The following is a 13412-nucleotide window of genomic DNA, read 5'->3' on the forward strand; positions in this document are numbered from 1 at the left end:
CCTTCATTTGATGCCTGGAGTGCCGTCGAACTTGCGCTCCAGCCCGTCCCAGCATTCGATGTAATTGTCCTGCAGCGTCTCCAGTTCGGCGGCGAAGCGGGTCAATTGCTGGGGAAACCGGGTCTCGAACATGAAGGCCATGGTATGGTCGAGCTTGACCGGCTTCAACTCCACATTTGAAGCCTTTTCAAAGCCCATGGCGTCGGGCCCGTGCGGCAGCATCATGTTGTGCAGGCTCATGCCGCCGGGCACGAAGCCTTCTTCCTTGGCGTCGTACTGGCCGTGGATCAGGCCCATGAACTCGCTCATGATGTTGCGGTGATACCAGGGCGGGCGGAAACTGTGCTCCGCCACCAGCCAGCGCGGCGGGAAGATGACGAAATCGACATTGGCCGTGCCTTCCTCGCCCGAAGGCGCCGTCAACACCGTGAAGATCGACGGATCGGGATGGTCGAAGAGAATGGCGCCGACCGGCGAATAGGTGCTGAGGTCGTATTTGAACGGCGCATAATTGCCGTGCCAGGCCACCACATCCAGCGGCGAATGCCCGATTTCGGTGACGTAGAACTTGCCGCACCATTTGACGTGTACGCGACAGGGCGTTTCCTTGTCTTCGAAGGCGGCCACCGGCGTCTTGAAGTCGCGTGGGTTGGCAAGGCAATTGGCGCCGATCGGCCCGCGATCCGGCAGCGTGAACTTGGCGCCGTAGTTCTCGCAGACATAGCCGCGGCAGAAGGCGTCGTCGCCCAGCCGCGACACCTTGAACATCATGCCGCGCGGCACGAGGCAGATTTCCAGCGGCGCGACATCGATGACGCCCATTTCGGTGAAGACGCGGATTGCGCCGACCTGCGGCACGATCAGCAACTCCCCATCGGCATTGAAGAAATAGTCGTCCACCATGTCGTCGTTGAAGAGATAGGCGTGCGCTGCCATGCCGGTCTGGGTCAGCACGTCGCCCGCCGTCGTCATGGTGCGGATGCCGTGCAGGAAATTCAGCTTCTCCTTCGGTTCCGGCAGCGGGTTCCAGCGCAACTGGCCAAGCGGCAGCGAATGGTCGTCCAGGCAGGGCGCGGTCTTCCAGTGGGGATAGGCGGCATTGGAAAAGCGCCGTGTATGGCGAACGCTCGGCCGGATGCGATAGAGCCAGGAGCGCTCGTTGGTGCCGCGCGGCGCGGTGAAGGGCGAGCCCGACAATTGCTCGGCATAGAGGCCGTAATTGCATTTTTGCGGGCTGTTCTGGCCCTGCGGCAAGGCGCCCGGCAGCGCCTCGGTCTCGAAGTCATTGCCGAAGCCCGGCATGTAGCCGGTCGCGTTGGCGAGCGTCGCCTGTTTCGTGGTTTTGTCCAGCATCGGCCTGTACCTCCCTGATGCCGTGAATTCATGATATGGTTGCAAATGTAACCATCTATTTTGTAACTATCAAAGGAAAGCGATGGCCGAGCCGTTCGATCTGGAGAGCTTTCTTCCCTATCGGCTGAACCGGGTGACCGAGGCGGTCAGCCAAAGTTTTGCGCGCGAATACAGGCAGCGGTTCCAGATGACACGACCCGAATGGCGGGCGCTGGCCGCGCTCGGCAGTGTCGGCTGCATGACGGCGACCGAGATCGGCGCGCATTCCAGCATGCACAAGACCAAGGTCAGCCGCGCGGTGCGGGCGCTGGAGGTAAGGCGCTGGCTGAAGCGACGGCCCAACGAAGCCGATCGCCGGGTCGAGCATCTCGAACTGACACCGCAGGGCTACAAGGCCTATCGCGAGGTCGCGGACCTCGCGCGCGCCTATCAGGCCAATCTCGACCGCCTGCTGGGCGCCGGCGCCATCGAGCGTATCGAGGCCGGACTTTCAGAGGTGGAACGGGCACTGGTGAACAGACAGCAGGCGTAGGACCCTCACGAGACTTACCGGCCGGGAGGGCGGCCACGCTCCGCCATCCTAAAGCGCATCGCGATCTTTCGGATTCGCTCCTTGCGCTTTAAGTTATTGTTTTTACGCATGTCGTTATCCCGAAACCGGTCCCCACTTTCGGGCGACATGCTTTAGCCGATCGGTAAAGGTCCGGCCTGCTTCAGCGTGGTGAGGACGATGGCGGATTTCACATGCTGCACGGCATCATGTGGCAGCAGCACCTCGTTGACGAAGCGCGACAGGTCCGAAAGCCCCCGCACCACTACCTTGAGGTGATAATCCATCTCGCCGGTCAGCGAGTAGGCTTCCAGCACCTCGGGCAGGTCGTTGACCAGACGCGCGAAGCGCTGGGCGTTGTCGCGGTTGTGATTGGCGAGCGTCACCGAAATCACCACCAGCAGGTCCAGCCCCAGCCGCTCTCGGTCGAGCATGGCCTGATAGCCCTTGATGAAGCCTTCCGCTTCCAGCCGCGCCCGACGGCGCGAGCATTGCGAGGCCGACAGGGCGATCCGTTCCGACAACTCGTTGTTGGTCAGCCGACCGTCGCGCTGCAATTCGCGCAGAATCTTGAGATCGAACTGGTCCAGCATGTCGTTCACTGCATGATATTCCTTATCCGTGCATGGTTCACGCATAATTCGGCTGAAATGGGCCCTGATTGCAAGAACATTGCATCGAAACAGGCGCAATATGTGCGCGATTTCAATTCCCTGGGAGGATAGACCATGGGCCCGTTTCCGCACGATGCGCCTCCGGCCAAGATCAGCGCCGACAATCCGGCCGGCACCGACGGTTTCGAGTTCGTCGAATTCGCGCATCCCGAGCCGGAAAAGCTCTCTGAACTGTTCACCCGCATGGGCTACGTGCCCGTAGCCCGCCACAAGGCGAAGAACATCACGGTCTGGCGCCAGGGCGACATCAATTATGTGGTCAATGCCGAACCGGGCTCCCACGCCATGCGCTTCGTCGAGGAGCACGGCCCTTGCGCGCCGTCGATGGCGTGGCGGGTGGTCGATGCGAAGCATGCCTTCGACCATGCCGTTGCCAGGGGCGCGACGCCTTATGAAGGCGACGACAAGACGCTCGACGTGCCGGCCGTCGTCGGCATCGGTGGCTCGCTGCTCTATTTCATCGAGGCATATGGCGCCAAGGGCTCGGCCTATGATGCCGAGTTTGAATGGCTGGGCGAGCGCGATCCGAAGCCCGAAGGCGTCGGTTTCTATTATCTCGACCACCTCACCCATAACGTTTATCGCGGCAATATGGACAAGTGGTGGGACTTCTACCGGGAGCTGTTCGGCTTCCGGCAGATCCATTTCTTCGATATCGACGGGCGCATCACCGGGCTCGTCTCGCGGGCGATCACCTCGCCCTGCGGCAAGATCCGCATTCCGCTGAACGAGTCCAAGGACGATACCAGCCAGATCGCCGAGTACCTGAAGAAGTACAAGGGCGAAGGCATCCAGCACATCGCCGTCGGCACGGAAAACATCTATGACGCCACCGACCGTCTGGCAGGCAACGGGCTGAAATTCATGCCGGGCCCGCCCGACACCTATTACGAGATGTCGCACGACCGCGTGAACGGCCATGATGAGCCGATTGAGCGCATGAAGACGCACGGCATCCTCATCGATGGCGAGGGCGTGGTGAACGGCGGCATGACGAAAATCCTGCTGCAGATCTTCTCCAGGACCGTCATCGGGCCGATCTTCTTCGAGTTCATCCAGCGCAAGGGCGACGAGGGGTTTGGCGAGGGCAACTTCCGCGCCCTGTTCGAATCCATCGAGGAAGACCAGATCAGGCGGGGCGTGATCCGGCTATCCGCCTAGTCCGGCCGATGTGGCGTGGCGGCCGGATCCCGATCCAGCCGTCCACTCCCTGAAATCACATCGACTTCGAAGCAGCGCCTCAGTTCACTCTTCTGGCGCCGATGCCTGGTCCGAAAGCCGGTAAGGCTCCGCGGAACGAAGCGCGCGGCCGGCCTTTGTCCAAGCATCGATGCCGGCCGGGAACCAGTGGACCGCCCGATAGCCCAGCCGCAGCGCCCGGTGGACGGCGTTCCAGCTCATCCAGCAATCCGTCTCGCAAAACAGGACGATGGCACGCTCCCGGTCCTGACGGGTGAGTTCGACCAGCGCGGTTTCGAAATAGGAAAGGAACGCCGGGTCGGGGCGCCCGCGCCCCACCTCCGGCAGCCAGACGGCGCCCGGAATGATCGCGCGGGTCTCGGCTGCCGGCCACAATTCGTGCAGGGGCTCCAGCGGCAGCTTGGCCGGATGCACGTCGATCAGCACCGCGCCCTGCGCGGCCAGCTTCTCGACATCCTCCAGATCGACCGTCTTAGCGCCTTCTATGGCGGCGGGAAGCGGGGCGCGATAATGGTCGATGCGCAGCCCTGTCTCGGCATCGAACAACACCGGCTCATCGGCAAGGCAGGTAATGTGCCCGGCAAGCAGCAGGGCAAGGGCGCCGAGCAGCGCTCTTGCCCAGGGCAGGGTTGTGAATGCGGCCGTCACCTGTCGAATGGGCATTGCCCCTGCAACTCCTCCATGCAGGCTTTCTCCGTGCCACAAGGCGCTGCGAATGTCAGGCCGTTTTCCCGATCATCCATTTTTCACGAATGACGGCTGGAGGGCCTGGGTGCCCTGGAAGGCATAGGGGTGCCGCGCAGCCTGGCTTAGGGGCGCTTCAGTGCGGTGACTTCAAGCTCGACCTTCATCGCTTCTTCGGCAAAGCCGCAAACGATGGTGGTATTGGTGGGACGAGGGTCCGAGAACGTCTGGCCCAGCACGCGCGAGACATCCATCACATCGGCGCGATCGGCCACGAAAACCCGCACCCGCACGATGTCGGCCAGTGTCGCGCCGGCCTTTTCCAGCGCCTGCGCGATGGTGCGCAGCGATTGCCGCGTCTGCTCGGCGGCGTCGTCGGAAATGCTGCCATCCTCGAAATTATAGCCGGCCGTACCCGATACGAAGACCCATTCGCCGTCGACCACCGCGCGCGAATAGCCGGCCATTTCCTCGAATTTCGAGCCTGAATTCACGGTCCAGCGTTTTGGCGACGACATAAACTTTAACCTCAAAGCAATATTGACTTGATCATATGATCACACCTATTCTCCATGGTCAATAAACAAGGGGAACGCAGAATGGGCGCAAGTCCGCTGCCGGACCGGAGTGTGTGCGCAGGCACGGCCGGGCGACTGGAAGTCAAGCGTGTGGAGAAGCTCTTCGGCGCCAACCGGGCCGTCGACGGGGTGAGCTTCACGGCGGAACCGGGCCGCATCACCGGCCTGATCGGCCCCAACGGTGCCGGCAAGACGACGCTCTTCAACGCCATTGCCGGTGACATTCCCATCGATGCAGGCGAGGTGCTGCTCGACGGCACCCGCATCGATAGCTTTCCCTCCTACAAGGTCTTCGAGAAGGGCCTGGCGCGCACCTTTCAGATTCCGCGGCCGTTTGCCCGCATGACCGTGCTCGAGAATGTCATGCTTGCGCCTTCCGGCCAGCATGGGGAGCGCTTCTGGAACACGTGGCTGAGGCCCGGTCTCGTCGCGCGCCAGGAGAAGGAAATCTTCGAGCGGGCGCGGGCGATCATCGAATTCTGCGGCCTGTCGCCGGTCGAACGGCAGCTTGCGGGCGCCATATCGGGCGGCCAGCAAAAACTTGTCGAGCTGGCCCGCGTGCTGATGGCCGATCCCAGGATCATTCTGCTGGACGAGCCCGGCGCCGGCGTCAATCCAGCCTTGCTGGATACGATCGTGGACCGGATCGTCGAGCTCAACCGGCGGGGCCTGACCTTCCTCATCATCGAGCACAACATGGAATTCGTCATGTCGCTTTGCGACGCGGTCGTCGTCATGGCGACGGGCAAGGTGATTGCGCGCGGCACGCCCGACAGCGTCACCGCCGCCCCGCAGGTGATCGAAGCCTATCTCGGGGGCGCGGTCGAATGAGTGTGCCCTTGCTCCAGGTCGATCGCGTGGTCGCCGGCTATCGTCCGGACCTGCCCATCATCCATGGCCTCTCGCTCGATGTGGGCGAAGCCGAGATGGTGACCATCATCGGCCCGAACGGCGCCGGCAAATCGACCCTCATCAAGGCGATAGCGGGCATCGTGCCGGTGTCTTCCGGCCACGTTTCACTGGCCGGCCGCGACATCACGCGGTTTCCCACCCACGCGCTTGCCGGCGCCTCGATCGCCTATGTGCCGCAGACCAGCAATGTGTTCACCACGCTGACGATCAACGAGAACCTGGCGGTCGGCGCATCCTCCCTGCCCAAGGCGCACGCGTTGCGCCGGGTGGAACGCGCCTATGAGAGCTTTCCGGTGCTGAAGGACTATCGTCACAAGAAGGCGCGCGTTCTGTCGGGCGGCCAGCGCCAGATGCTGGCCGTGGCGCGCGCGCTGCTCACCGAGCCGCGGCTGGTCATGCTGGACGAGCCGAGCGCGGGGCTCTCGCCGCTGATGGTGTCGGAAGTGTTCCAGCGCCTGAAACTGCTGGTGGAGACCGGCGTGGCGATTCTCATGGTCGAGCAGAACGCCAAGGCAGCGCTCGCCATTTCGCACCGTACCTATGTCTTTGCCGAAGGTCGCAATCGGATCGACGGGCCTTCGCGGGAGATCGCCGAAAATCCGGAAGTCGCATCCATCTATCTTGGCGCGGGAGGGCGCAAACGCTGATGCTGCAAGCTCTTGCCGACGGAATTCTCAGCGGCTCGATCATCGCGCTCGGTGCGGTGGGCCTGACCCTCACCATGGGAATCCTGCGTTTCGCCAATTTTGCCCATGCCGAACTGGTCACCTGGGGAGCCTATATGGCGCTGGCCGTGCTGGGGCTGACCGGCGCGTTCCTGGGGCCGATCGGGCCGTTCTCGTTCGGCATACCGCTTATACTGGCGACCCTGGTTGCCGCCGGGCTCACCTCGCTGCTGGCGCTGGCCATCGACTGGCTGGTCTACCGCCCCTTGCGCAACCAGACCAACCATCTCACACTCGTCTTCGGTTCCTTCGGCGTATCGCTTCTGGTGCGCATGGTGATCCTCCTGCTGTTCGGCGGTGCCGCGCAATATTACTCGCGCACCTTGCAGATCGCGGTGCCGGTGATGCCTGGCATGCGCATCCTGCCGGACCAGATGTTTACCCTGGTCACTACCGCGGCCATCGTCATCGGCCTTCACCTGTTCCTGCAAAAGACGCGCCTTGGCCTTGCCATGCGCGCCCTGGCCGAGAATCCCGAACTGGCCCGGGTCAATGGCCTGGATACGCGCATGGTGGTGCGCTGGACGTGGGTGATCGGCGCCTCGCTCGCCGCCGTGGCCGGGGTGCTTTATGGGCTCACTGTCCAGCTTCGCCCCGAGATCGGCTTCCATCTCATCCTGCCGCTGTTCGCGGCGGTCATCCTCGGCGGCGTGGGCAATGTCTTCGGGGCGGTGGTCGGCGGGCTCATTGTCGGCCTTGCCGAATCCTTCGCCGTGCTCATCGTGCCCACCGGCTACAAGATGGCCGTGCCTTTCATCATCCTGCTTCTGGTGCTCTACGTGCGCCCCACAGGCATCTTCCCAGGAACCGTAGGAGGCCTGAAATGAGCGGGTTCGCGGCCTACATTGTCTTCTTCCTGATCATCGTGCTCACCTATTCGATCGTCACGATGGGCCTCAACCTGCAATGGGGATATACGGGCCTGTTCAATGCTGGGGTAGTGGGCTTCTTCGCCATCGGCGCCTATGGCACGGCGATCCTGGTCGGTCCCGACCGGGCCCAGCTCATCGGCGGCTTCGGCCTGCCGTTCCCGGTCGCCGTGCTGGGCGGCATGGCGTTCGCCGCCCTTGCCGCCCTCATTGTCGGACTGGCGACCTTGCGGCTGCGCGAGGAATATCTTGCCATTGCCACCTTCGGCATCGCCATAAGCATCCAGCTCGTGGCGCTCAACTTCGAGGCATTGACGGGCGGGGCCCAGGGACTGGTCGGCCTTCCAAGGCCCCTGTTCGAAACCTTCGGGTCGCCCGGCAGCTACAACTTCTTCTATCTCTGCGTCGTCGCCGTCATCGCTGCCTCGATTTACTTCGCGCTGGAAGTCGCTGTCCGTTCTCCGTGGGGACGTATGCTCAAGGCCGTGCGCGAGGACGAGGTGGCGGCCCGCTCGCTCGGCAAGAACCCGGCCGCGATCCGTTTGCAGGTCTTTATCCTCGGCTGCACGTTGATGGGGCTAGCCGGCGGGCTCTATGTCGGTTTTATCGGCTACATAAGCCCGCTCGACTTCCTGCCGATCCTCACCTTCCAGATCTGGGCCATGCTGATCGTCGGCGGCAGCGGCAACAATCTGGGCGCGATCGTGGGCGCGGCCGGCGTTTGGGGCCTGTGGACGATGAGCGGGCTGGCCATCAGCCGCCTGCTGCCGGTCGCCTATCAATCGCAGGGCGGCGCCATCCAGGTCATCCTGATCGGACTGCTGATCGTGTTGACCCTGATCTTCCGCCCGCGCGGCCTGATCGGCGAGACGCAGGCCGTCTCGCGGCACACGAGATAGCGATGGAAGCGCGGCCTCCAGACACCTTATGGCGTCGCACCGCGGGAAGCAGGCCCGTCCTTGGCCGGCTCGACCGCAATGCCGAGGCGGAGGTGGTCGTCATTGGCGGCGGCTTTACGGGACTGAGCGCGGCGCTTCATCTGGCCCGCCGCGGCGTCGAGGTCATGCTCGTCGAGGCTCACGAGATCGGCTGGGGTGCCAGCGGCCGCAATGCCGGCTTCGTGGTTCCGAATTTTTCCAAGGCGGATCCTGCCTCGGTCATGACGCGGCTCGGACCAGACAAGGGCCGGGGGCTGCTCGAACTCGTCGGACGCGGCGGGGAGCGCGTGTTCTCGCTGGCCGAGGAAGCAGGGCTCGGCCGCCAGGCGGAGCAGAACGGCTGGTTGCAGCCCGCACATTCGGCCGCCACGGCAACTGCCCTCCGCCAGAGGGTTCGCGACTGGCAGGCGCTCAGGGATACCGTGCACTGGCTGGATGCCGGGGAAACGGCCGCCCGCACGGGCATGGGCATCTATCATGGCGCGCTGGCGGATTCTTCCGGTGGCATGATCAATCCGCTCGCCTATGCCTGGGGTCTGGCCCGATTGGCGCAGGCAGCCGGCGCGCAGTTCGTCGAGGGAACCCTCGTCACCGAGGTGACGGAGGCCGGCGGAGGCTGGCGCGTCGAAACCGCAAGCGGCCTAATCCGCGCCCGCAAGGTGGTGCTGTGCACCAATGCCGATGACAAGGGCGTGGCGCACCGGCTGGCACGCCAGGTGATCCCGCTCCAGGTCTACCAGATCGCGACGGAGCCGCTTTCCCGCGCCGTCACCGATCGCTTCTCGCCAAACCGGGAGCCGGTGTCGGACACGCGCTCAAACATCTTCACCTTCCGGCTGGACGCCGACAACCGGTTGATTTCCGGCGGCATGGCCATCGTGCCCTGGGGCGCGGAGACGCGCATGGGGCAGCGCATCGCCCGCCGGCTGGCGCGCGAGCTTCGCCTGGCATCTGTGCCACGGGTGGAGAATGTATGGCGCGGCACGGCGGCGGTGACCACGGATTTCCTGCCGCACATATACCGGCTGGGGCCGGGATTTCTCGGCGCCACCGGCTGCAACGGCAGGGGCGTGGCGATGACCACGATGTTCGGCGAGGTCCTCGCCGATGCACTTACCGGAACCGCGCCCGACGATCTGCCGGTGCCGGTCTCGGAACCGGTTCCCGTGCCGATGCGCGCCTTGGCGCGGGCCGCCCCGTCGGCCTTCCTGGTTCGGGGCCTTTGGAACGACTGGCGAACGACAAGAAAGAAGGCCGCGAAGTGCTGAACACTCCAATGTCGAAAGGGGAAATAGCATGAAACATTTCATCGCATCCGCCGCCATAGGCGCGGGCCTGCTCATGGGCTCGGCAGCCGTGGCGAACGCACAGTCCTGCGAGGTCGTCGTAGGATCGGTCCTGTCCATCACCGGCTCCATGGCCTCCATCGGGTCGGCCATCGGCGACGCCGGAAAACTGGCGGTGGACCAGTTCAACGAGGCCGGAGGCGTCAATGGCTGCACCGTCAAATATGTGCTGCGCGACGATCAGGGCTCGCCCAATGTGGGTGTCGACGCGGCCAAGACGCTGGTCGAGATCGAGCGCGTGCCGGTGCTGCTCGGCGCCATTCAATCGGGCGTCTCGCTGCCCATTCTCACGTCGGTGACCGTACCGGCCAACGTCACCCAGATCTCGTGCTGCTCCAGCGCGCCGTCCTTCACCGCCCTGGCCAGGGAAGGCGGCACCAAGGGCTTCTGGTTCCGGACCCTGCCCACCGATCGTCCGCAGGCAGCCGTGCTCGCCAAGATCGCGGCCGATCGCGGTTACAAGAAGCTCGCCATCATCCATGTGAACTCCGACTACGGCGTCAGCCTCGCCGGCAGCTTCAGGAAGGATGCGGAAACGCTGGGCATGACGGTGACCAACATGGTCGCCTACAATCAGGAGCAGGCTTCTTATCGCGCCGAAGTGAACGCTGCCCTCCAGGGCGAGCCGGAAGCGCTGGTTCTGATCGCGTTTCCCGCCGACGGGGCGACGGTGACCCGCGAATGGATTTCCTTCGGCGGCCCGCAGAAATTCGTTTTCAGCAACGCGCTGCGGGCGGATGAATTCGTGGAAGCGGTGGGCGCGGATTACCTGACCGAAGCCTATGGCATCGACAACGCCCAGGTCGAAGGCGAGTCTGTCACCACCTTCAACAGCGACTGGCAGGAAAAATTTGGCAGCGAACCCAACGGCCCCGGCCTGCACACCATGTATGATGCTGCCGCCGTGGCGTTGCTGGCCATGGAACAGGCCGGCGAAGCGACCGGCACGGCGATCCGCGACAACGTCCGCCAGGTGACGAGCGGCGACGGCGAGCAGATCTTCCCCGGCGTGGAAGGCTTCAAGAAGGCCAAGCAGCTTATCTCGGAAGGCAAGGCGATCCGCTATGTCGGCGCCACCGGCCCGCTCGAGTTCGACGAGAACGGCGACGTCGTCGGCCCCTACCTGATCTGGGGCGTGAAGGACGGCAAGCTGGTCACTCTCGACAAGTGGGACAATGAAAGGGTGACGGCAACGATCGGTGAGATCGGCCAGTAAGAAAAGCCGGGGCATCGGCCGTTTGCCGCCGGTGCCCCGAGACGGTCAAAGCATGTCGCCCGAAAGTGGGAACCGGTTTCGGGACAACGATATGCGTAAGAACAACAACTCAAAGCGTAAGGAGCGAATCTGAAAGATCGCGACACGCTTTAGAGGCCCATCTGGGTGCGCACGGCGCGGTTCAATTGATGGCCGGGCTCGGCCAGAGCATCGAGGACAATGGTGATATGGTTGGTTTGAGGCACAGGCATATGCGAGACGGTCGCGCCGCAGCTTGTCGCATGCTGCGCGAAGGCGGCCGACTGCCTCAGGAATTCCGCCGTTTCCTCGCCGCCGACCGTGACGATCAACGGGCCGGCAATATCGAGCTTCCTGTAAAGCGGGCTGAAGGCGCGGATTTCCTCGTCGGTCAGGAGAAGCGCGTCGTTCTGGAAGGAGCGCCGGACCGGGTCCAGATCGAAGATGCCGCTGATCGCGGTTGTACCCTTGATGACGTTGCGCGGCAGTCCGTAGCCGTCGAGCCACGTGCGGTCGGCAAGCTCGGCCACCAGATGGCCGCCGGCCGAATTGCCGGAAATGAAGATGCGGTCGGGATCGCCGCCGAACTGGGCACAGTTCCTGTAAGTCCAGCCGACCGCCATGCGGCAGGCGTCCACCACGTCCGCCATGCGGCATGCGGGCATGAGCGGATAGTCGACAACCACCAGCATCGCGCCGAACGGCACGAAGCCGGGCACGAGGAAGCTGAAGAGATCGGCATCCAGCGAGCGCCAGAAGCCGCCATGGATGAAGATTTGAACCGGTGCCGGATGCCCCTTGCCTGCGTGCGGGAAGATGTTCAGCTTGCGGCCCGGCGCGTCTTCATAGGGGATGCCCTTTTCGGCGTCGAAGGCAGACAGTGCCGCTTCCGCGGCCGCCGAGCGCCGTGCAAAGAGAGCGTCCAGGTTTCCCACGTCGTCCAGCGAGAACTGGCGGTCCATCTCTCTGTTCGACATGCCGCCTGCATCTCCTGCGTATCATCTCTGCCCGCGGCAACCCTAGAACCCGGACTATCTGCGGACAAGATGGGTCAGCTCGCCTACAACTTCAAGCATGGTTTCCAACCGATTCCGGCAAGCTCTTAACAGACTGGATCAGCAATGCCCAAATTCGCCCGACGCATCACGCAGACTTCCAAGAAGAGCTATGGCATGTTCGCCAAGGCCGCCGGTATGGCCAAGGAAGATCGCGATCTCATTCATCTGGAATTGGGACAGCCGGTGCATGACACGCCCGACCACATCAAGCAGGCCACGATCCGCGCGCTGCAGGCGGGAGAGGTGCACTACAGCGATCTCCAGGGCATTCCGCAATTGCGCGAGGTGCTCGCCGCCAAGGTGCGCGACTACAATCGCATCGACGTCAGCGCTTCCGAAATCCTCGTGACCAATGGCCTGACGCAGGCCTCCTTCGCGGCCTTCATGGCGCTGCTCGACGACGGGGAGGAGGCCATCCTGCTGGAGCCCTACTATCCGCAGCATCTCGGTAAGGTCGAAATGGCGGGCGCGAAGCCGGTGATGGCGCCGCTCGACAAGAAGGCCGGATTCCGCATCCGCAAGGACCTGATCACGCCGCTGATCACGTCGCGCACGCGCATGATCGTGCTCGTCAACCCGTCCAATCCGACCGGGCGGGTCTATTCCCGCGAGGAGCTTCAGATCGTTGCCGATCTTGCTATCGAGCACGATCTCTGGGTCATTTCGGACGAGGTCTACGAGCAGATCGTGTTCGACGGCGCGGAGCATGTCAGTATCGCATCGCTGCCCGGCATGAAGGAGCGCACGGTCAGCATGTTCGCCTTCACCAAGGCCTATGCGATGGATGGCTGGCGGCTCGGTTATCTCGCCGCGGACAAGTCGATGATCCCGGCGCTGATGAAGATCACCGCCACCGAGGTCACCCACGTCAACACCTTCATCCAGCATGGCGCGATTGCCGCGATAACCGGTCCCGCCGAGGTGCTTCAGGACATGGTGGACGACGACAGACGCAAGCGCGACCTCGTGGTGAGCCGTCTCAACCAGATGCCCGGCGTGATCTGCCCCAGTCCGGAAGGCACGATCTATGCGTTTCCGGATATCAGCGGAACCGGGCTGAAGGCCCAGGAAGCCGCCGATGCCATCCTCGAGAAGACCGATGTCGTCGTCGAGGCGGGCAGCTTCTACGGGCCGCTGGGAGAACATCACCTGCGCATCTGTTTCGGCTCGCAGGACCACGACCGTCTCGAGGAAGCGATGAACCGGCTGAGCGGTTTCTTCAATTCCCTGTAGCCGTGGAAGGGAACCTTGGTGAAAAAAGGGGACCATTGATCTTAAACGGACACCGTTG

At 63.4% G+C, this 13412-nt stretch carries 14 protein-coding genes; 9 read left to right on the forward strand and 5 right to left on the reverse strand.

The features are described from left to right. Window positions 1-3: 3 nt before the first annotated feature. Window positions 4-1353, reverse strand: a complete 1350-nt coding sequence (gene hmgA, locus ACVCNR_RS18075) for a homogentisate 1,2-dioxygenase (RefSeq protein ID WP_354195497.1) — start codon at window positions 1351-1353, stop codon at window positions 4-6. Window positions 1354-1435: 82 nt separating this feature from the next. On the opposite strand from hmgA, the gene ACVCNR_RS18080 reads away from it, so the two are divergent. Next, window positions 1436-1885, forward strand: coding sequence for a MarR family winged helix-turn-helix transcriptional regulator (locus ACVCNR_RS18080; protein ID WP_447075880.1), 450 nt, complete (start codon window positions 1436-1438; stop codon window positions 1883-1885). A gap of 152 nt (window positions 1886-2037) precedes the next feature. Here the strand turns inward: ACVCNR_RS18080 and ACVCNR_RS18085 are convergent, their stop codons facing one another. Continuing rightward, window positions 2038-2496: an Lrp/AsnC family transcriptional regulator gene (locus ACVCNR_RS18085; RefSeq protein WP_354195612.1), complete on the reverse strand. Its 459-nt coding sequence runs from the start codon at window positions 2494-2496 to the stop codon at window positions 2038-2040. 135 nt (window positions 2497-2631) lie between these two features. On the opposite strand from ACVCNR_RS18085, the gene hppD reads away from it, so the two are divergent. Continuing rightward, a complete protein-coding gene (gene hppD, locus ACVCNR_RS18090; RefSeq protein ID WP_447075882.1) occupies window positions 2632-3738 on the forward strand; it encodes a 4-hydroxyphenylpyruvate dioxygenase in 1107 nt (368 codons plus the stop codon). Window positions 3739-3822: 84 nt separating this feature from the next. Here hppD and ACVCNR_RS18095 read toward each other — a convergent pair whose 3' ends face one another. Both ACVCNR_RS18095 and ACVCNR_RS18100 read right to left on the reverse strand, forming a co-directional pair. Continuing rightward, entirely contained in the window at window positions 3823-4440 is a 618-nt protein-coding gene (locus tag ACVCNR_RS18095; RefSeq protein WP_447075883.1) for a rhodanese-like domain-containing protein, read from the reverse strand. A gap of 146 nt (window positions 4441-4586) precedes the next feature. Next, window positions 4587-4979: a RidA family protein gene (locus ACVCNR_RS18100; RefSeq protein ID WP_447075884.1), complete on the reverse strand. Its 393-nt coding sequence runs from the start codon at window positions 4977-4979 to the stop codon at window positions 4587-4589. Between the two features lie 81 nt (window positions 4980-5060). Here ACVCNR_RS18100 and ACVCNR_RS18105 point away from each other — a divergent pair, with 81 nt between their 5' ends. Genes ACVCNR_RS18105 through ACVCNR_RS18130 form a run of 6 tightly spaced genes read left to right on the forward strand, consistent with a single transcriptional unit; the run spans window position 5061 to window position 11045 of the window. Next, entirely contained in the window at window positions 5061-5870 is an 810-nt protein-coding gene (locus ACVCNR_RS18105; RefSeq protein WP_447075885.1) for an ABC transporter ATP-binding protein, read from the forward strand. Then, complete coding sequence (locus ACVCNR_RS18110) at window positions 5867-6598, forward strand: ABC transporter ATP-binding protein (RefSeq protein ID WP_447075886.1); 732 nt, start codon at window positions 5867-5869, stop codon at window positions 6596-6598. The genes ACVCNR_RS18105 and ACVCNR_RS18110 overlap by 4 nt, the downstream gene beginning before the upstream one ends. Next, window positions 6598-7503, forward strand: a complete 906-nt coding sequence (locus tag ACVCNR_RS18115; protein ID WP_354195483.1) for a branched-chain amino acid ABC transporter permease — start codon at window positions 6598-6600, stop codon at window positions 7501-7503. Before ACVCNR_RS18110 ends, ACVCNR_RS18115 begins: the two co-directional genes overlap by 1 nt. Beyond that, the gene (locus ACVCNR_RS18120) at window positions 7500-8444 is read left to right on the forward strand and encodes a branched-chain amino acid ABC transporter permease (protein ID WP_447075887.1); all 945 of its coding nucleotides are present in this window, start codon (window positions 7500-7502) and stop codon (window positions 8442-8444) included. Before ACVCNR_RS18115 ends, ACVCNR_RS18120 begins: the two co-directional genes overlap by 4 nt. Window positions 8445-8446: 2 nt before the next feature. Further along, window positions 8447-9751 carry an NAD(P)/FAD-dependent oxidoreductase gene (locus ACVCNR_RS18125; protein WP_447075888.1) on the forward strand — a complete coding sequence of 435 codons (1305 nt, stop codon included), beginning with the start codon at window positions 8447-8449 and terminating at the stop codon, window positions 9749-9751. 28 nt (window positions 9752-9779) lie between these two features. Continuing rightward, window positions 9780-11045, forward strand: a complete 1266-nt coding sequence (locus ACVCNR_RS18130) for an ABC transporter substrate-binding protein (protein WP_447075889.1) — start codon at window positions 9780-9782, stop codon at window positions 11043-11045. 149 nt (window positions 11046-11194) lie between these two features. Here the strand turns inward: ACVCNR_RS18130 and ACVCNR_RS18135 are convergent, their stop codons facing one another. Continuing rightward, window positions 11195-12040 (reverse strand): alpha/beta hydrolase, encoded by an 846-nt coding sequence (locus ACVCNR_RS18135; RefSeq protein ID WP_447075890.1) that lies wholly within the window; start codon window positions 12038-12040, stop codon window positions 11195-11197. A 144-nt stretch (window positions 12041-12184) separates the two neighbouring features. On the opposite strand from ACVCNR_RS18135, the gene ACVCNR_RS18140 reads away from it, so the two are divergent. Beyond that, window positions 12185-13354, forward strand: coding sequence for a pyridoxal phosphate-dependent aminotransferase (locus ACVCNR_RS18140; RefSeq protein WP_447075891.1), 1170 nt, complete (start codon window positions 12185-12187; stop codon window positions 13352-13354). Window positions 13355-13412 lie beyond the last annotated feature (58 nt).

The organism is Aquamicrobium terrae, from assembly GCF_052978165.1.